The organism is Curtobacterium sp. MCSS17_008, assembly GCF_003234185.1.
Taxonomy (GTDB): domain Bacteria; phylum Actinomycetota; class Actinomycetes; order Actinomycetales; family Microbacteriaceae; genus Curtobacterium.
The window spans coordinates 38,969-57,642 of the sequence record NZ_QKSM01000009.1 but is presented as its reverse complement, the minus strand read 5'-3'; the positions used below and the strand labels follow the sequence as shown (position 1 = coordinate 57,642).

The window sequence follows — 18,674 nt, the reverse complement described above, 5'->3', positions numbered from 1 at the left end:
TGCGTGAACCAGCGGCCGGAGACACAACGCCAGGCCCGGGCGTCACGGCACCTGGGCGGCGCCCGTGGCCAGTGGCCCGTGGCCCGTGACCCGTGGCCCGTGGCCCGTGCCGCACGGAACCGCGGCGGGGAAGGCGCCGCACCCGGACTGCACATTTCGGACGACGGATCACCCCAGCTACGGGTCGGCACGCGCCTGCGGCCAGCGTCGAGCTCGTTCCCCGAGGTATGGACCGCGATCCTCAGCCCGTCAATGTTCGGCGCGAGGCATCCTCCTCGCGCGATCGTCGGAGCCGCACCGTCGGCGACATCGGCACTGGACGGCAAAGGGTTGTTCCAGGGACGTCAGCAGTGTGTGGATCCTGGGAAGAGGGCCTCGCGCTCGACCGGACGCCCACCCGATCAGTCGTCGAGCTCGCGACTGCTCATCGAACACCAAGCGACCGAGGCCGGTTCCGACCGCAGCCCCGACGCGATCAGCCGCTCTCGATCCGCCGCGTGTTCCACGTGGAACATCCGCACCGGTACCCCGAGCGTCCGTGATCGGCAGCCCGCGCTCCACGCCGCACACGCCCCCACAAGCGTCCCAGGGCGCTTCTAAGGCCCGACAACGGGTCCTCGCGATCCCGAGGGTCACAGCCGCCGTTCTTGCCCGCAGACGGGCGCAGGCGCCCTCCGGCCTGCTGCTCGCCGCTCGACGGCTGAACGAGGAGGACTACTCCGCGATGTCCCGGATGCCGAGCTCGCCGAGGATCCGGTTGAGGTCGTCACCGTTGGCGAAGTCGATCGTCACCGAGCTCTTGCGCGCCCCGACGGCGATCTTCACCCTGGTGTTCAGACGGTCGCCCAGTCGCTCCGCGAGGTCGTTGAAGTGCGCCTGACGCTTCGACGGCTCGGCCTTCGGCTTGACGGGCGTCTTTGTGGAGAGCTGCTGCGCGATCGCCTCGGCGGCACGGACGGAGAGGTCCTCGTTCACGATCTTCTCGGCGAGGTACTCCATCGCCTCGGCATCAGGTGCGGCCAGGATCGCCCGCGCGTGGCCCGCAGACAGCACGCCTGCTGCCACCCGCCGCTGCACGGGGGAGGGGAGACGGAGCAGACGGATCGTGTTCGTGATCTGCGGCCGCGATCGCCCGATCCGCTGGGCGAGCTGCTCCTGCGTGATCCCGAAGTCCGCCAGTAGCTGCTGGTACGCCGACGCTTCTTCGAGCGGGTTGAGCTGTGCCCGGTGGAGGTTCTCGAGCAGTGCGTCCCGGAGCATCGCGTCATCCGGTGTGTCCTTGACGATCGCGGGGATCGTCGCGAGGCCGAGCTCCTTGGTCGCGCGCAGTCGCCGTTCGCCCATGATGAGCTCGTACTGCGGGTCGGTCCCGGTCGCGCCGGCGATCGGTCGCACCACGATCGGCTGCAGGACGCCGATCTCGCGGATCGAGTGCACCAGCTCCTGGAGCTCCTCCTCACGGAACTCCTTGCGCGGCTGCTGAGCGTTCGGCACCACGTCGAGCGGGTTCAGGTTCGCCAGGCGGGCACCGGGGACGGCAACGAGGTCCTCCGCGGTGGCACCGCCGGCCGTCGCCCCCCCGGCCGTCGGTGCGGACGCAGGGGAGCCGCCCGTCGGGAAGAACACGTCGACCGGGCGGTCCTGCTGGTCGTTCGCCGTCGGGATCAGTGCGCCGATGCCTCGGCCGAGTCCGGTCCGCTTGGGTGCCATCAGTCTTGTGCTCCTCGTGCTGCGATCTCGGCGGCCGCCTCCAAGTAGGACAGCGACCCGGACGAGTTGACGTCGTAGGACACCACGCTCTGCCCGTAGCTCGGCGCCTCGCTCACACGCACCGATCGGGGGATCATCGCGGTCAACACCTGATTCCCGAAGTGCTCACGGACGTCTGCGGCGACCTGGTTGGACAAGTTGGTCCGGCCGTCGAACATCGTCAGCAGGATCGTCGACACCCGGAGGTTCGGGTTGAGGTGCCGCTCGATCAGCTCGATGTTCCGCAGCAGCTGGCTGAGTCCCTCGAGCGCGTAGTACTCGGTCTGGATCGGGATCAGGACCTCCTGGGCAGCGACGAAGGCATTGATCGTCAGGAGACCGAGCGAGGGCGGGCAGTCGATGAAGACGTAGTGGTACGGCTCGTCCAGCGACGACAGGTACTGGTCCAGGGCGGTCCGGAGTCGTTGCTCACGCGCAACGAGCGAGACGAGCTCGATCTCCGCTCCAGCTAGGTGGATCGTGGCCGGCACACACCAGAGGGTGTCCGACTCGGGGGAGCGCTGGACAGCATCGGCAATGGGGGCCTCGTCGACGATGACGTCGTAGATGCTCGTCACCTCAGCCTGGTGATCGACGCCGAGAGCCGTGGAGGCGTTGCCCTGTGGATCGAGATCGATCACGAGTACCCGGGCTCCACCGTGGGCCAGCGCGGCCGCCAGGTTGACCGTCGTTGTGGTCTTGCCGACACCGCCTTTCTGGTTCGACACCGTGAACACGCGGGTCTTCCCGGGCAGCGGGAACTGCTGAGTCGCGATCGCTCGGCGACGGCGGTTCAGATCGGCGATCTCGCGAGCAAGCGGTGTCGACGCGTCGTAATCGGTCGATGAACTCAACGAAGGCCTCTTCCCCGGATCGATGTTCCACGTGGAACGGCGGGCTTGTGGTGTCCGGCAGTGCCGGCCCGAGCCGCAGCGTCAGTCAACTGTAGCCCGGAAGACGCGCGTGGTCTCCTCGACCACACCGTCTCCGAGCTCGAGGACCTCGACGTCGGTCAAGCGCTTCCGGAGGATGACCTTGCGTGCTTTCTCGACCTCCTCGTCGACTCGCGCGCCCTTCATCAAGACGAGCTGCCCACCCGACCGGACCAGCGGCACCGTGAGCGGGATGAGCTTCGAGAGCGCGCTGACCGCTCGAGCCGTGACCTGATCGACGACGATCTCGTCCGCGACGTCCTCGGCACGGCCGCGGACGACGGTGACGTCGTCGAGCCCGAGGCGTTCCGACTCACTGGTGAGCCAGTCGCACCGTCGCTCCATCGGCTCGATGAGGGTGAAGGAGACGTCCGGCCGCGCGATGGCGAGCACCAGGCCGGGCAGTCCGGCACCTGAGCCGACGTCGGCGACCCGGCCACCCGCCTCCAGGAGGGGCGCCACGAGCGCAGAGTTGAGGATGTGTCGGGTCCAGAGGCGGGACGGCTCGAGCGGGCCGATCAGCCCGAGTTCCTCGCCACGACGGGCGAGCTCCCCGGTGAACGAGCGGGCCAGCTCGATGCGGTCCCCGAAGAGCGCGGCAGCAGCAGCCGGCTCCTGCTCGAGCTCGGGCGCGGGTGCGTCCGTCATCGCGTGACGACCGTGTGCCGGTCTCGTCCCTCGCCCTCGGACTCCGAGTGGAAGCCCTTCTCGGCGACCAGGTCGTGGACGAGCTTGCGCTCGTAGGACGACATCGGGGGGAGAGCAGCCGACGCCGATCCGGCCTCGATGCGCTCGACGGCGGTGTCGACGAGACGCTGGAGCTCCGTGGCACGGGCGTCCCGTGATCCACCCACGTCGAGGATGAGACGGCTGAACTCGCCCGTCTCCGCCTGGACCGCGATCCGGGTCAGCTCCTGCAGCGCGGACACGGTGTCCGGCTTCGACAGGACGCGCAGGGCACCACCCTCGTCGGTCACGGACAGGTAGACACGACCAGCCCGCTCCTCGATCTCGATGTCGCCGTCGAGGTCGCAGATGTCGAGCAGTTCCTCGATGTAGTCCGCGGCGATGTCCGCCTCGTCACGGGCGTCGTCGTCGACCCCGACGTCCTCCACGGGCGCGTCGACGATGGCTGCGGTGTCCTGCTCGGTCACTTACTTCTTCCCGTTCTTCTTGGCGCGGTTCTTGCCCACCGGCTGCTGGCGCTGCGTGGTAACACGGACCGGCTCCACCTCGACCGCGGCCGAGCCGGCACCGGCCTCGGCGAGCACCGGGGTACCGCGGCGCTGGGCCTTCTTGGCGAGGCGGGCCTCTCGGGCCAGGGCGGCCTCGGACCCCGGGGTCGGCATGCTGCGGATGACGAAGTACTGCTGCGCCATCGTCCAGACGTTCGACGCGAGCCAGTAGAACATGACGCCGAGGGGGAAGCTCAGACCCGAGATCACGAAGACGAGCGGGAGGATGTACAGCATCATCTTCTGCTGGCGGTACATCGGCGACGCCTTGGTCTCCGGCGACATGTTCTTCGCCACGAGCTGCAGCTGCGTGATGAACTGCGACGCCGTCATCACGACGATCATCACGCCGGCGATGACCCGGACCTCCCACCCGGAGGCGTTCGTGAAGGTCTCGTGCAGGGGCGCGCCGAACAACGCGGCGTTGCCGAAGTCCTGCGCCAGGGTGTTCGTGAGCAGACCGATGCCGGTCTTGTTGATCTGCGCCTCGTGCAGCACCGAGTACAGCGAGAAGAAGATCGGCATCTGGATGAGCAGGGGCAGGCAGGAGCTCAGCGGGTTCGTCCCGGTCTCCTTGTAGAGCGCCATGGTCTCGCGGCTCATGGCCTCACGCGAGAACTGGTCCTTCTTGCCCTTGTACTTGTCCTGGATCTTCTTGAGCTGCGGCGCGACCTCGAGCATCCGACGCTGCGACTTGATCTGCCGCACGAAGATCGGGATGAGCGCCGCCCGGACCACGAAGGTCAGGAAGATGATCGACAGCACCCACGTGATGCCCGCCGACGGGTCCATGCCGATCGACTCGAAGATCCAGTGGAAGGCCACGAGGATCGCCGAGACCACCCACTTCAGTGGCCAGAGGATCGTTCCGATGAAGTCCATGAGGACGGTCACGCCTTTCGAGTGCGCTGGGGGAGCAGGACCGGGCGACGGAGATCGCCGGACGACTGGGGGTGCTGCTGGGTCGGGGGGAGCACGAACCCGAACCGGGTCAGGCGGAAGGGGCGGTCGCGCTCACGCACGTCGTCGATCCCGCCGGCGGCCCAGGGGTTGCACCGCGCGATCCGCCACGCGCCCATCGCCGACCCGCGCACGACGCCGTACTGCTGGATGGCCTCGAGCGCGTACCGTGAGCACGACGGGTGGTAGCGGCAGACGTTCCCGTACAGGGGAGAGATCACCGCACGGTAGGCACGCAGCACGACGACGCACACGTTGCGTGGGAGCAACGCGACGGCCCAGGCGAGTCGGTTCAACGCCAGCCGGGTCCACTGGATGCGGTTCATGCTGCCTTCTCCACCCCGCGCGCGAAGGAGCGCGAGACGTCTTCGAGCAGGGTAGGCCATGCGGCCTGCGCTGCGGCTGGCAAGGCCCTGATGACCACGTCGTGACCCGTCGGGACCTCGGTCAGCAGCTGGTGCGCGATCGCCTTGAGCCGACGTCGCACGGTGTTGCGCGTGACCGCGTTGCCCACCGTCTTGGCGACGATGAACCCGAAGCGGGTCGGCCCGTCCGGGGCCGTCTCGGCACCGTCGGGACGACGGACCACGGATACGACGACGTGCGCCGTGGCGCTCCTGCGACCACGACGCACGACGGACCGGTAGTCGTCACCGCGGACGATGCGGTTGGCGCGTGCCAACACGATCGCTACCGGGTGCCGGACCGGGACTGGATCAGGCGCAGCCCGATCAGGCGCTGAGCTCGGTGCGGCCCTTGCTGCGGCGCGCGGCGAGGATGGCGCGGCCGGCACGGGTGCGCATGCGGGCGCGGAAGCCGTGCTTCTTGGCGCGACGACGGTTGTTCGGCTGGAAGGTGCGCTTGCTCATGATGATCTCCACACGGCTGCGCTGGAAGAAGGGCTCAGCGCGAACCGCCACGTATGTATGTACAGCCGCTCGACGGGGCCGAACGACGCGATGGGCGCGACCAACTGGCCGCAGTCAACTGGTTAACGGTACGTGACAGCGGCGGACAGGTCAAACGGTGGGCGGCGCCGCGGCGACCGGCCCCTGCGCACGATCATCATCCACATTGGGGAAAACGTGCGTTCGGTACGACGCACCTCGACCCTTTACAGTGGTGTGATCGATCGGCCCGTTCCGCGGAGCGACGGGGGAGTCACCCTCCAGCACCTGTCCGGGCCGACGTGGACAGGACTGTGGACAACCCTGTGGAACACTTCCGCGGGACGACGGTGGTCCGGGCCGACGACGGCGCCGTCCGGACACGACCGCTGTCCGTGCGGTGCGGGGAACGGGCCGACCACGGACGACGGCCCGGGGCTCGACCACGCCCGGACCGGGAGGACCAGCCCGGAGACCACACCGCCGTCCGGCCCCAGGCACGACGGACACAGCGAACGACGCAGCCACCCAACGAGACAGCGAAGCAGGAGACGAGCGCGACATGACGATGCCGGCCGACCCCGTCGAGGACCTCTGGTCATCCGTCCTGGGCCTCCTCTCCGAGGACGACCGCATCACCCCGCAGCTGCACGGCTTCCTCAACCTCGTCGAGCCGAAGGGCGTCCTCGCCGGCACCCTCTACCTCGAGGTGCCGAACGACCTGACCCGCGGCATGCTCGAGCAGCGGATCCGCATCCCCATCACCGAGGCGGTGTCCCGCGTCGGTGACGACTCGGTCGCGAACTTCGCCATCACGGTGAACCCCGACATGGCGTCGGAGCCCCGTGTCGAGTCGGTCGTGCCGAGCCACGTGCCCGAGTACGCCGAACCGGTGCAGCAGCCGGTCGAGCAGAGCGCAGCGCCGCGCCAGTACATCGAGGCGCCGTTCGTCCCGAGCCAGATCGACTCCCCGGGCACCGGCGGCCGGCCCGAGTCACGGCTCAACCCGAAGTACAACTTCGACAACTTCGTCATCGGGTCGTCGAACCGCTTCGCCCACGCGGCGGCGGTCGCGGTGGCCGAGGCGCCGGCGAAGGCCTACAACCCGCTCTTCATCTACGGCGACTCCGGCCTCGGCAAGACCCACCTGCTCCACGCGATCGGCCACTACGCCGAGAGCCTGTACCCGGGCATCCGCGTCCGGTACGTGTCGAGCGAGGAGTTCACGAACGACTTCATCAACTCGATCGCGAACAACCGGTCGAACCAGTTCCAGCAGCGGTACCGCGACATCGACATCCTGCTGATCGACGACATCCAGTTCCTGCAGGGGAAGGACTCCACGCAGGAGGCCTTCTTCCACACCTTCAACACGTTGCACGACCACAACAAGCAGGTCGTCATCACGTCGGACGTCGCGCCGAAGCACCTCACCGGCTTCGAGGACCGGATGCGCTCCCGCTTCGAGTGGGGCCTGATCACCGACGTGCAGGCGCCCGACCTCGAGACGCGCATCGCGATCCTCCGCAAGAAGGCGCAGTCCGACCACCTGCAGGTGCCCGACGACATCCTCGAGTTCATGGCCTCGAAGGTGTCGAGCAACATCCGGGAGCTCGAGGGGACGCTCATCCGCGTCACGGCGTTCGCGAGCCTGAACCGGACGGCCGTCGACATGGCCCTGGTGCAGACGGTCCTCAAGGACCTCATCACGCTCGACGACGACAACGTGATCGCGCCGACGGACATCATCAACCACACCGCGGAGTACTTCAAGCTCTCGGTCGACGACCTGTACGGCTCGTCCCGCTCGCAGGCGATCGCGACGGCCAGGCAGATCGCGATGTACCTGTGCCGGGAGATGACGAGCCTGTCGCTGCCGAAGATCGGCCAGCTGTTCGGCAACCGCGACCACACCACCGTCATGTACGCGAACAAGAAGATCACGGAGCTCATGAAGGAGCGCCGGTCGATCTACAACCAGGTCACCGAGCTGACCAGCCGGATCAAGCAGGACCGCCGCTACCGCTGATCCCGGTCCTCCCTGCCCGTCGACGGACCCGCTGAACCGCATCGCTCGCGTCCGTCGGCCGATGGGTCGACCCCCCGGCCGGGAGGCACGGATCACCCGCCCGATCGGCCCTCCTGAGCGCGCATCCACCATCTGAGACGGTTCCATGGGCCGAGATTCACACAGTGTGGAAAGCCTGTGGATAACTGTGGATGACACGCGGTCCCGTTGTTCACAGTTCTGTACCCACCTGTGGAGACTGGGGATGGAAGCGGATAGATGAATTCTTCTCATCCAGACGCCGCCAACACGGGACTCACAACTCACACGTGTGTAGTTCCCTGTGGAGAAGCGGGATGCACAGAGTTATCCACACTGTGCACAGGCGTTAACACCATTGATCCTGGTTAACGATGAAGTTCCGCGGGCCAACCCTGTGGACGGCGGGATGACAAGAAATCCGGGCTCTGCTCCGCTGTGCCACAATGGGGCGGCCGGACAGTCCAACCGATCGACAGGGGTCCCAGCTGTGAAGTTCGAGGTCAACCGGGACGTCTTCTCCGAAGCCGTCTCCTTCGCGGTGAAGCTCCTCCCACAGCGCACGACCCTCCCGATCCTGTCCGGTGTCCTCATCCACGCCGAGGGCGATCGGCTCACCCTGTCGTCGTTCGACTACGAGGTCTCCGCGCAGACCTCCATCACGGCCCAGATCGACGATCCCGGCACGGTGCTCGTCTCCGGCCGACTGCTCAACGACATCGCGAGCCGCCTGCCGAACGCCCCGGTGACCTTCACCACCGAGGACACGAAGATCTCGGTCACCTGCGGCTCGGCGCACTTCACGCTGCTGTCCATGCCGGTCGAGGAGTACCCGACCCTCCCCGAGATCGGCGAGCAGACCGGCGTCATCCCCGGCGACGCGTTCTCCGAGGCCGTCTCCCAGGTCGCCGTCGCGGCCAGCCGTGACGACGTCACCCCGGTCATCACCGGCGTCCAGCTCGAGGTCGGCGACAACGACCTGTCGCTCATCGCGACCGACCGCTACCGTGTCGCGGTCCGCACGATCGCGTGGGACTCCGGCCGCGTCGGGTCCGAGCCACTGCACGCGCTCGTCCCGGCCCGCACCCTGCAGGAGGTCGGTCGCACGTTCGGCTCGGCCTCGACGGTGTCGGTCTCGATCAGCGGCACCTCGGACCGCGAGCTCATCGCGTTCCACGCCGACGACAAGACCGTGACGTCGCTGCTCATCAAGGGCAACTACCCGCCGGTGCGCCGGCTCTTCCCCGAGACGGTCGACGACCACGCGGTGATCAACACGGCGGAGCTGGTCGAGGCCGTCCGACGGGTCTCCCTCGTCCTGGAGCGCGAAGCGGCGCTCCGGTTCTCCTTCTCGGTCGACGGGCTCACGCTCGAGGCGATCGGTTCCGAACAAGCGCAGGCGTCAGAGTCGATCAGTGCGTTGCTGACCGGTGAGGAAACGGTGGTCTCGCTGAAGCCCGCCTTCCTCCTGGACGGGTTGAACGCGGTGCACTCCGAGTTCGTCCGGATCTCCTTCACCAAGACGGAGAACCCCAACAAGCCGGGCCCGGTGCTCATCACCGGCCAGACCTCGCAGGAGGCCCCGGCGACGGACGGATACCGGTACCTGCTGCAGCCCAATCTCCTGCTGCGGTAAGCGCAACAGCCGTACCACTGCGCTGACGCGTCACCCGCACCAGCGCGACGACGAACAGAAGAGGAAATCATGCACATCGGTCTTGTCGGCCTCGGTCGCATGGGCAACAACATGCGTGCCCGTCTCCGCAACGCAGGCATCGAGGTCACCGGCTACGACGCCAACCCCGCCGTCTCGGACGTCGCGGACCTCGGCGCCCTCGCCGCCGCACTGCCCGAGGGCAAGAAGCTCGTGTGGGTCATGGTCCCGCACGGCAAGATCACCGACGACGTGATCACCGACCTCGCCGAGGTCCTGGGCGAGGGCGACCTCGTCATCGACGGCGGCAACTCGAAGTGGCTCGACGACGAGGTGCACGCGAAGCAGCTCGACGCCAAGGGCATCCGCTACATGGACGCCGGCGTCTCCGGCGGCGTCTGGGGCAAGGACAACGGCTACGGCCTCATGGTCGGCGGCGCCCCCGAGGACGTCGAGTTCGCGATGCCGGTCTTCGACGCGCTCCGCCCCGAGGGCCCGCGCGAAGAGGGCTTCTCGCACGCCGGCCCGGTCGGCGCCGGCCACTACGCCAAGATGGTCCACAACGGCATCGAGTACGCGATCATGCAGGCGTACGGCGAGGGCTACGAGCTCCTCGAGGCCAAGGACATCATCAAGGACGTCCCCGCGGTCTTCGCCGGGTGGCAGCGCGGCACCGTGGTGCGCTCGTGGCTGCTCGACCTCATGGTCCTCGCGCTGAACGAGGACCCGAAGCTCGACGCGATCGAGGGCTACGTCGAGGACTCGGGCGAGGGCCGGTGGACCGTGGAAGAGGCGATCGAGCACGCCGTGCCGATGCCGACCATCTCCGCGTCGATCTTCGCCCGCTTCGTCTCGCGTCAGGGCAGCGCGTCCCCGACGATGAAGGCCGTCGCGGCGCTCCGCAACCAGTTCGGCGGCCACGCCGTCAAGAAGGCGTGACTCAGGTAACCACCTGAGCTCGTCTCGGCCCGCGTGCACGTCGACCACCTGCAACTCACCGACTTCCGGAACTACCGGGAGGCGGACGTCGACCTGGCACGCGGGCCGAACCTGTTCGTCGGCCGGAACGGCCAGGGCAAGACCAACCTGGTCGAGGCCATCGGCTACCTGTCGACCCTCGGCTCGCACCGGGTGCCGACCGACGCAGCCCTCGTCCGCCAGGGCTGCGACGCGGCGATCGTCCGCGCCCGTCTGGCGCACGAGGACCGCAGCATCCTGGCGGAGGTGCAGATCAACCGCACCGGCTCCAACCGCGCGCAGGTGAACCGTGCCGCGATCAAGCCCCGCGAGCTGCCGCGCTACTGCACGAGCGTCCTCTTCGCACCGGAGGACCTGGCGCTCGTGCGCGGTGAACCCTCCGGTCGCCGCCGGATGCTCGACGAGCTGCTCGGCCAGATCGCGCCGCGCATGCAGGGCGTCCTCGCCGACTACGACCGGACGCTCAAGCAGCGGAACACCCTGCTGAAGTCCGCCCGGTCGACCGGGGCGCGTTCCGGTCCGCTCGCCACGCTCGACGTGTGGGACGACCGGCTCGTCGCGTTCGGCGCCGAGATCATCGCGGCCCGCGACCACCTGACCAGGCGCCTCGCCCCGTTCGTCACCGACGCGTACGCCACCGTCGCCGGCGAGCGGCACGAGGCGACGATCTCGGGCGTGCTCAGCGTGCGGGGCGGCGACCCCGAGGACGCCGCCGTGACCGACCCCGTGCTCGGGACACCGGACGAGCCGGTGTCCGTCGCCGCGGCCGCGGACGCCTTCCGCGGAGCGCTGGAGCGACGTCGCCGGGACGAGCTCGACCGCGGGTTGACGCTCGTCGGGCCGCACCGGGACGACGTTCTGTTCCAGCTGAACGGGTTACCGGCCCGCGGCTACGCCAGTCACGGGGAGTCGTGGTCATTCGCGCTCGCGGTCCAGCTCGCCAGCGCGGCGGTGCTGCGTGCCGAGTCGACCCTCGGTGACCCCATCATCATCCTCGACGACGTGTTCGCGGAACTCGACGAGTCGCGCCGCGAACGGCTCGCGGGGGCGGTGGCCGACTACGAGCAGGTGCTCATCACCGCGGCGGTGTTCGGGGACGTGCCCGCGCAGCTCGCGGCACACACGGTCCGGATCGAGGCCGGCAGGATCGTGACCGACGAGCCGGTCGGGCCCGCGGCGGAGGACCCGGCCTGATGCCGAAGCCGTGGAAGCCGACCGAACCCGCCCGGGTCTACCGGCACCTCCGGGCCGTCTTCGGCGACCCCTCCTTGCGCACCGTCGACGCCCGCCGCCGGCGATCCCGCGAGCTCGACGCCGACACCGTCCCCTACGGCAAGGGGCGGGAGCCCCTCGGGCTCGGTGACGTGGTCGGCTCCCTCGCGCAGGAGCTCGGCTGGACCGAGCCGCTCGCCCGCTCCGAGCTCTTCGTCGACTGGCCAGCGGTGGTGGGCGACGAGCTCGCGAAGCACTCGCGCCCGATGACGATCGACGACGGCGCCCTGGTCATCCGCTGCGACTCGACGGCCTGGGCGACCCAGCTCCGGCTCATGCGCGCGACCATCACGACGACGATCGCCGAGCGGCACCCCGAGGCGGGCGTGCAGTCGATCCGGGTTTCCGGGCCTGACGTCCCCACGTGGAAACGCGGCCCCAGGACCGTCCAGGGGCGTGGTCCTCGCGACACCTACGGCTGAGGCGACGAAATCGTCCTCGGGGATGAAGAAAGCCCGTCCAGCGGCCGGATGAGCCCTCGGAAGAGGGGTCCCTGCGGTAGACTGGCGAGTGCAGTGTGCGGGCGTTCCGCGCGCAGGCAGGAGCCATCCCGACATGACATCAGAATCTGACGACGACCGGACGATCCCGCAGGACGAGACCGAGCAGGCTCCACGGACGGAACCATCGTACGGCGCAGACCAGATTCAGGTGCTGGAGGGGCTCGAGGCGGTCCGCAAGCGCCCGGGCATGTACATCGGCTCGACGGGTCCGCGCGGTCTCCACCACCTGGTGCAGGAGATCGTCGACAACTCCGTCGACGAGGCCCTCGCCGGCTACTGCGACACGATCGACGTGTCGATCCGCGAGGACGGCGGCGTCCGCGTCGTCGACAACGGTCGTGGCATCCCCGTCGACACCCACGCGGCCGAGGGCGTCTCGACGCTCCAGGTCGTGCTCACCGTCCTGCACGCCGGCGGCAAGTTCGGCGGCGGCGGGTACGCGGTCTCCGGTGGTCTGCACGGTGTCGGCTCCTCCGTCGTGAACGCCCTGAGCTCCGAGCTCGACGTCGAGGTCCGCCGCCAGGGGCACGTCTGGCGCCAGAGCTACACCGACGGCGTCCCGGTCGCCCCCGTCTCGAAGGACGAGGAGACCGACGAGACCGGCACGACGATCACGTTCTGGCCGAACGCCGACATCTTCGAGACCGTCGAGTTCGACTACGAGACGCTCCGCACGCGCTTCCAGCAGATGGCCTTCCTCAACAAGGGCCTCCGCATCAGCCTGACCGACGAGCGCACCCCGGACGAGGGCGAGGAGTCGCGGAAGGACTCGTTCCGCTACGAGCGCGGCCTGCCCGACTACGTCGAGTACCTCAACGCGCAGAAGAAGGCGGACCTGGTCCACCCCGACGTCATCGCGATCGAGGCCGAGGACACCGAGCGCAAGATCGCGCTCGAGATCGCCATGCAGTGGAACACCTCGTACCAGGAGAGCGTCCACACCTTCGCGAACACGATCAACACGCACGAGGGCGGCACCCACGAAGAGGGCTTCCGCGCCGCGCTCACGAGCCTGGTGAACCGGTACGCCCGCGAGACGAAGATCATCAAGGAGAAGGACGACAACCTCACGGGTGACGACATCCGTGAAGGCCTGACCGCCGTCATCTCCGTGAAGCTCGGCGAGCCGCAGTTCGAGGGCCAGACGAAGACCAAGCTCGGCAACACCGAGGCGAAGTCCTTCGTGCAGCGGGTCGTCGGAACCGAGCTCACCCACTGGTTCGAGAGCAACCCGGCGCAGGCGCGCGACGTCGTGCGGAAGGCGATCCAGGCATCGCAGGCCCGGCTCGCCGCCCGCAAGGCCCGCGAGACCACGCGCCGCAAGGGACTGCTCGAGTCGGGCGGCATGCCCGGCAAGCTGAAGGACTGCCAGTCGAAGGACCCGACGCTGTCCGAGATCTTCATGGTCGAGGGTGACTCCGCCGGTGGTTCCGCCGTGCAGGGTCGCAACCCGATGACGCAGGCGATCCTCCCGCTGCGCGGCAAGATCCTCAACGTCGAGAAGGCCCGCCTGGACCGCGCGCTCGCCAACCAGGAGATCCAGTCGATGATCACGGCGTTCGGTGCCGGCATCGGCGAGGACTTCGACCCGGACAAGGCGCGCTACCACAAGATCGTGCTCATGGCGGATGCCGACGTGGACGGCCAGCACATCACGACGCTGCTGCTCACGCTGCTGTTCCGCTACATGCGTCCGCTCATCGAGCGCGGGTACGTGTACCTCGCACAGCCGCCGCTGTACCGCCTGAAGTGGTCGAACGCGCCGCACGAGTACGTGTTCAGCGACCGCGAGCGCGACGCCCTGATGCAGGCGGGCATCGCCGCCGGCAAGCGGATCCCGAAGGACAACGGGATCCAGCGCTACAAGGGTCTGGGCGAGATGGACTACAAGGAGCTCTGGGACACCACCATGAACCCGGACACCCGCACGCTCCTGCAGGTCACGCTCGAGGACGCTGCGGCGGTCGACAGCGTCTTCGCGACGCTGATGGGCGAGGACGTCGAGTCGCGTCGCCAGTTCATCCAGCAGAACGCCAAGGACGTCCGCTTCCTCGACATCTAGTACCGGTCTGGAGGCGCGGTGCCAGCCGCGTCGACCAGTCCCGACCCCCTGTGGTCGCGCCCGGCGCGACCGACGGAACCAGTGCCTCCCGGCCGACCCCCGGAGGGCCACCAGAAAGGTGACCAAGCCACATGGCTGACGACAACGAGAACGGCGCCGACGAGCAGCCCGAGATCGTGCACGGCGAGGTAGGCGACATCGTGGTCTCCGGCGACCGCATCTCGCAGGTCGACCTGCAGCTCGAGATGCAGCGGTCGTACCTCGACTACGCGATGTCCGTCATCGTCGGACGTGCGTTGCCGGAGGTCCGCGACGGCCTGAAGCCCGTGCACCGCCGCGTCATCTACGCGATGTTCGACGGCGGTTACCGGCCGGACCGGGCGTTCTCGAAGTGCTCCCGAGTCGTCGGCGACGTCATGGGCCAGTTCCACCCGCACGGCGACACGGCGATCTACGACACCCTCGTCCGACTCGTGCAGCCGTGGTCGCTCCGCTACCCGCTGGCGCTCGGCCAGGGCAACTTCGGGTCGCCCGGCAACGACGGTGCGGCCGCACCGCGGTACACCGAGACCAAGATGGCGCCGCTCGCCATGGAGATGGTCCGGGACATCGACGAGGACACCGTCGACTTCCAGGACAACTACGACGGTCGCACCCAGGAGCCCTCGATCCTGCCCGCCCGCTTCCCGAACCTGCTCGTCAACGGCTCGGTCGGCATCGCGGTCGGCATGGCGACGAACATCCCGCCGCACAACCTGCGCGAGGTCGCCGAGGGCGCGAAGTGGGCGCTCGAGCACCCGGACGCGACGCGCGAGGAGCTCCTTGGCGCGCTCATGCAGCGCATCAAGGGCCCGGACTTCCCGACCGGGGCGCAGGTCCTCGGCACGAAGGGCATCCAGGACGCGTACCGCACCGGGCGTGGCTCGATCACGATGCGGGCGGTCGTGAACGTCGAGGAGATCCAGGGGCGCACGTGCCTGGTCGTCACCGAGCTGCCGTACCAGGTCAACCCGGACAACCTCGCGATCCGCATCGCGGAGGGCGTCAAGGACGGCAAGCTCGCCGGCATCGCGGACATCCGCGACGAGACCTCGGGGCGCACCGGTCAGCGCCTGGTCATCGTGCTCAAGCGCGACGCGGTGGCGAAGGTCGTCCTCAACAACCTGTACAAGCACACGCAGCTGCAGGAGAACTTCGGCGCGAACATGCTCGCGATCGTCGACGGCGTGCCCCGCACCCTCGCGCTCGACGGGTTCATCTCCGCCTGGGTCGACCACCAGATCGACGTCATCGTCCGCCGGACCCGGTACCGGCTGCGCGAGGCCGAGAAGCGCGCGCACATCCTGCGCGGGTACCTGGCAGCACTCGACGCGCTCGACGAGGTCATCGCGCTCATCCGTCGTTCGCCCGACGTCGAGGAGGCCCGCACCGGCCTGATGGACCTGCTGTCCGTCGACGAGATCCAGGCGCGCGCGATCCTCGAGCTGCAGCTCCGTCGCCTGGCCGCCCTCGAGCGTCAGAAGATCCACGACGAGGCCGAGGAACTCGAGCGCAGGATCGCCGACTTCCAGGACATCCTGGGATCGGAGACCCGCCAGCGTTCGATCATCCGCGACGAGCTCGACGAGATCGTCGACCGCTTCGGCGACGACCGCCGCACCGAGATCATGCTCGGCTACGACGGTGACATGTCCATCGAGGACCTCATCCCCGAGGAGGAGATGGTCGTCACCATCACCCGCGGCGGGTACGTCAAGCGCACGCGCAGTGACAACTACCGTTCGCAGCACCGCGGCGGCCGCGGCGTCAAGGGCGCGCAGCTGCGTGCGGACGACATCGTCGAGCACTTCTTCGTCACGACGACGCACCACTGGCTGCTGTTCCTCACCGACCAGGGCCGGGTCTACCGTGCCAAGGCGTACGAACTGCAGGAGGGCGGTCGCGACGCCAAGGGCCAGCACGTCGCCAACCTGCTCGCGATGCAGCCCGACGAGCAGATCCAGCAGGTGCTCGACATCCGCGACTACGAGGCCGCGCAGTACCTCGTGCTCGCGACCGAGCAGGGTCTCGTCAAGAAGACCGCGCTGACCGAGTACGACACGAACCGCACCGGCGGCATCATCGCGATCAACCTGCGCGAGGGCGACAAGCTCCGGCAGGCACTGCTCGTCGACGAGACCGACGACCTGCTCCTGGTGTCGAAGCACGGCATGTCGCTCCGCTTCACCGCGACGAACGACACGCTGCGCCCGATGGGCCGGTCGACCTCCGGGGTGAAGGGCATGTCCTTCCGCGGAGACGACTCGCTGCTCGCCGCCCGCGTGGTGTCGGACGACGGGTACGTCTGGGTCATGACCGAGGGCGGGTACGCCAAGCGCACCTCGGTCGACCAGTACCGCGTCCAGGGCCGCGGCGGCCTCGGCATCAAGGTGGCGAAGCTCGCCGCCGACCGTGGCGACCTGGTGGGTGCGCTGATCGTGGGCGAGGACGACGAGGTGCTCGTCGTGCTGCAATCGGGCAAGGTGGTAAGGTCTGCCGTGTCCGAGGTGCCCGCCAAGGGTCGCGACACGATGGGTGTGGTCTTCGCGAGGTTCGCGGAGAACGACCGGATCATCGCGGTGGCCCGGAACAGTGAGCGGAACCTGGAGGACCAGGACGACGCCGACCCCGAGATCGAGCCTGCGGGCCCGGTGCAGACGGTGAGCCCTGACGAAGCGGCGCCCGAACCCGCCGACCCCGCCGACACCGAGCCTGTCGAGGACGAGGCCGGAGAGGACCAGTCGAACAATGAGTAGTGTCGCCGAGAAGCTCCAGAAGAAGGCGAAACGGCCCGTCGGCACCCGGCAGGTACGCCTGCGTCTGGTGTACCTCGACTTCTGGTCGATGGTGAAGCTGAGCTTCCTCATCGCCCTGGCCGGTTCGATCGTGATCGTGGTGGCCACGGCCCTGGTGTGGATCATCCTCAACCAGACCGGCGTCTTCACCCAGATCGACGCCCTGCTCAAGGACGTCACCGGGCAGAACGGCTACTCGATCATGGATCAGTTCTCCCTCGGCCAGGTCCTCGGGTTCTCCGTCGTGGTCGGCATCCTCAACGTCGTCGTCGGCACCGTGCTCGGCGCGATCGTGAGCGTGCTCTACAACCTCAGTGTCCGGATCACGGGCGGCTTGCTCGTGGGTTTCACGAACAACTGACACACCCGGGCTGGACGGTAGCCGCCGCTCGATTTCGTTCTCCGACGTCGGTACGGTAGGCTTTCATCTGGTCTGAGGGGCTATAGCTCAGGCGGTTAGAGCGCTTCGCTGATAACGAAGAGGTCCAAGGTTCAAGTCCTTGTAGCCCCACCATCTCCTCCCGGGTCCGGTACGTTGGACCCCTCGGGGCCTTAGCTCAGTTGGTAGAGCGCCTGCTTTGCAAGCAGGATGTCAGGAGTTCGATTCTCCTAGGCTCCACTCCCTCAGGGCGAGCGCTGCTTCGCTCGTTCCTCGCTCCGCCGCGTTCGGTCGTCGTGCTGGTCTGCGCCTTCGGCGCGCCGCTCCGCGAGCGTCGGCCCCGGCGCGGAGGTCTCGTGTCGCTCTCCGCGCGTCGGGCGGCTTCGGTGTCGAGGTTTCGAGAACAAGGCACCTCGGCGTCTTGGACGGCTGCTCGTGAGACCTCGGTGGACGGGAGCGGCGCGTCGCCGGACACCGTCGCTGGCCTGCGGCGTCAGCGCCGGGGACGACGAAGGGCCCCGGCGTGACGCCGGGGCCCTCCGTACGAACCGGGGAGGTCAGGCGGCGGGCTTCTCCGCCGTGTCGGCGTCGTCGGCGACCCAGAGGTCGTCGTCGGCGCGGAGCGTCTGGTACGCGGCGTACGCAGCACCGGCGACGGCGACCACGCCGACGACGATGAGGGCGACCCCGCCGAAGCCGAGCCCCTTCTTCTGCTGGCCCGGCGTGACCTTCGCCGCAGCCTTCTTCGCCTTCGAGCCCTTCTTCTGGGCGTCCTGCACGATCTTCTTGACGCGCGGGTCCTTCGCCAGGTCCTTCACGCTCAGCACCGAGCCGGCGGTCGCGACGAGACCGGGGACGACCTCGGTCTGGAAGCGGTGCGAAGCGCTCTGTGCGGCGGACGTCGCTGCGTGCACGCCCGTGGCGACCGCGGGGCGGATCCCGTTGTCGATCGCGTTCTGCACGCGGGGGGCGATGTCCTTGCGGGCCGCGTCGGCAGCGTGCGAGCGGGCCTCGGCGAGGATCGCGTTCGCGTGCTCGAGGACCTTGCGCTGCTCGCCGAGGAGCGAGGCGGTCTTGCCCTTGAGCTTCTTGATCTGCTTCCGACGCTTGCGCGGGATCTCGATCGTCGTCATCTGGTACCTCCATCGGATCGGCGTGACCCCATCCTGCCACCGAGCACCC

The 18,674-nt window shown here is 68.4% G+C and carries 17 protein-coding genes and 2 tRNA genes; 10 read left to right on the top strand and 9 right to left on the bottom strand.

Annotated features, from left to right (window positions below):
• Window positions 1-714: 714 nt before the first annotated feature.
• The 8 genes from DEJ23_RS10530 to rpmH all read right to left on the bottom strand — a co-directional run bounded on the left by DEJ23_RS10530 (window position 715) and on the right by rpmH (window position 5,745).
• The gene (locus tag DEJ23_RS10530; protein ID WP_111240223.1) at window positions 715-1,710 is read right to left on the bottom strand and encodes a ParB/RepB/Spo0J family partition protein; all 996 of its coding nucleotides are present in this window, start codon (window positions 1,708-1,710) and stop codon (window positions 715-717) included.
• Entirely contained in the window at window positions 1,710-2,603 is an 894-nt protein-coding gene (locus DEJ23_RS10525; protein ID WP_309147082.1) for a ParA family protein, read from the bottom strand. The genes DEJ23_RS10530 and DEJ23_RS10525 overlap by 1 nt, the downstream gene beginning before the upstream one ends.
• A gap of 81 nt (window positions 2,604-2,684) precedes the next feature.
• Complete coding sequence (gene rsmG, locus DEJ23_RS10520; RefSeq protein WP_111240221.1) at window positions 2,685-3,329, bottom strand: 16S rRNA (guanine(527)-N(7))-methyltransferase RsmG; 645 nt, start codon at window positions 3,327-3,329, stop codon at window positions 2,685-2,687.
• Window positions 3,326-3,835, bottom strand: coding sequence for a R3H domain-containing nucleic acid-binding protein (locus DEJ23_RS10515; protein ID WP_111240220.1), 510 nt, complete (start codon window positions 3,833-3,835; stop codon window positions 3,326-3,328). The genes rsmG and DEJ23_RS10515 overlap by 4 nt, the downstream gene beginning before the upstream one ends.
• Complete coding sequence (gene yidC / locus DEJ23_RS10510) at window positions 3,836-4,798, bottom strand: membrane protein insertase YidC (RefSeq protein WP_111240290.1); 963 nt, start codon at window positions 4,796-4,798, stop codon at window positions 3,836-3,838.
• Between the two features lie 8 nt (window positions 4,799-4,806).
• Window positions 4,807-5,202: a membrane protein insertion efficiency factor YidD gene (gene yidD / locus DEJ23_RS10505; RefSeq protein ID WP_111240219.1), complete on the bottom strand. Its 396-nt coding sequence runs from the start codon at window positions 5,200-5,202 to the stop codon at window positions 4,807-4,809.
• A complete protein-coding gene (gene rnpA, locus DEJ23_RS10500) occupies window positions 5,199-5,561 on the bottom strand; it encodes a ribonuclease P protein component (RefSeq protein WP_111240218.1) in 363 nt (120 codons plus the stop codon). Before rnpA ends, yidD begins: the two co-directional genes overlap by 4 nt.
• Before the next feature lie 46 nt (window positions 5,562-5,607).
• Window positions 5,608-5,745: a 50S ribosomal protein L34 gene (rpmH, locus tag DEJ23_RS10495; protein ID WP_019181680.1), complete on the bottom strand. Its 138-nt coding sequence runs from the start codon at window positions 5,743-5,745 to the stop codon at window positions 5,608-5,610.
• Window positions 5,746-6,325: 580 nt separating this feature from the next.
• Between rpmH and dnaA the strand changes: the two genes are divergently transcribed.
• From dnaA to DEJ23_RS10445, 10 genes are all read left to right on the top strand, one after another.
• Window positions 6,326-7,792 (top strand): chromosomal replication initiator protein DnaA, encoded by a 1,467-nt coding sequence (dnaA, locus tag DEJ23_RS10490; RefSeq protein WP_111240217.1) that lies wholly within the window; start codon window positions 6,326-6,328, stop codon window positions 7,790-7,792.
• Between the two features lie 508 nt (window positions 7,793-8,300).
• The gene (dnaN, locus tag DEJ23_RS10485) at window positions 8,301-9,446 is read left to right on the top strand and encodes a DNA polymerase III subunit beta (RefSeq protein ID WP_111240216.1); all 1,146 of its coding nucleotides are present in this window, start codon (window positions 8,301-8,303) and stop codon (window positions 9,444-9,446) included.
• Window positions 9,447-9,515: 69 nt separating this feature from the next.
• Complete coding sequence (gene gnd, locus DEJ23_RS10480) at window positions 9,516-10,403, top strand: phosphogluconate dehydrogenase (NAD(+)-dependent, decarboxylating) (RefSeq protein ID WP_111240215.1); 888 nt, start codon at window positions 9,516-9,518, stop codon at window positions 10,401-10,403.
• A gap of 33 nt (window positions 10,404-10,436) precedes the next feature.
• Window positions 10,437-11,636: a DNA replication/repair protein RecF gene (gene recF / locus DEJ23_RS10475; protein WP_111240214.1), complete on the top strand. Its 1,200-nt coding sequence runs from the start codon at window positions 10,437-10,439 to the stop codon at window positions 11,634-11,636.
• Window positions 11,636-12,136: a DUF721 domain-containing protein gene (locus tag DEJ23_RS10470; RefSeq protein WP_111240213.1), complete on the top strand. Its 501-nt coding sequence runs from the start codon at window positions 11,636-11,638 to the stop codon at window positions 12,134-12,136. The genes recF and DEJ23_RS10470 overlap by 1 nt, the downstream gene beginning before the upstream one ends.
• A gap of 133 nt (window positions 12,137-12,269) precedes the next feature.
• On the top strand, window positions 12,270-14,279 hold the full coding sequence (gene gyrB / locus DEJ23_RS10465) for a DNA topoisomerase (ATP-hydrolyzing) subunit B (RefSeq protein WP_111240212.1): 2,010 nt from the start codon (window positions 12,270-12,272) through the stop codon (window positions 14,277-14,279).
• A 131-nt stretch (window positions 14,280-14,410) separates the two neighbouring features.
• The gene (gene gyrA, locus DEJ23_RS10460; protein WP_111240211.1) at window positions 14,411-17,074 is read left to right on the top strand and encodes a DNA gyrase subunit A; all 2,664 of its coding nucleotides are present in this window, start codon (window positions 14,411-14,413) and stop codon (window positions 17,072-17,074) included.
• Window positions 17,067-17,474: a DUF3566 domain-containing protein gene (locus DEJ23_RS10455; protein WP_111240210.1), complete on the top strand. Its 408-nt coding sequence runs from the start codon at window positions 17,067-17,069 to the stop codon at window positions 17,472-17,474. The genes gyrA and DEJ23_RS10455 overlap by 8 nt, the downstream gene beginning before the upstream one ends.
• 76 nt (window positions 17,475-17,550) lie before the next feature.
• A tRNA-Ile gene (locus DEJ23_RS10450) sits at window positions 17,551-17,627 on the top strand.
• A 32-nt stretch (window positions 17,628-17,659) separates the two neighbouring features.
• A tRNA-Ala gene (locus tag DEJ23_RS10445) sits at window positions 17,660-17,732 on the top strand.
• A 317-nt stretch (window positions 17,733-18,049) separates the two neighbouring features.
• Here the strand turns inward: DEJ23_RS10445 and DEJ23_RS10440 are convergent.
• The gene (locus tag DEJ23_RS10440) at window positions 18,050-18,625 is read right to left on the bottom strand and encodes a hypothetical protein (protein WP_111240209.1); all 576 of its coding nucleotides are present in this window, start codon (window positions 18,623-18,625) and stop codon (window positions 18,050-18,052) included.
• Between the last annotated feature and the right edge of the window lie 49 nt (window positions 18,626-18,674).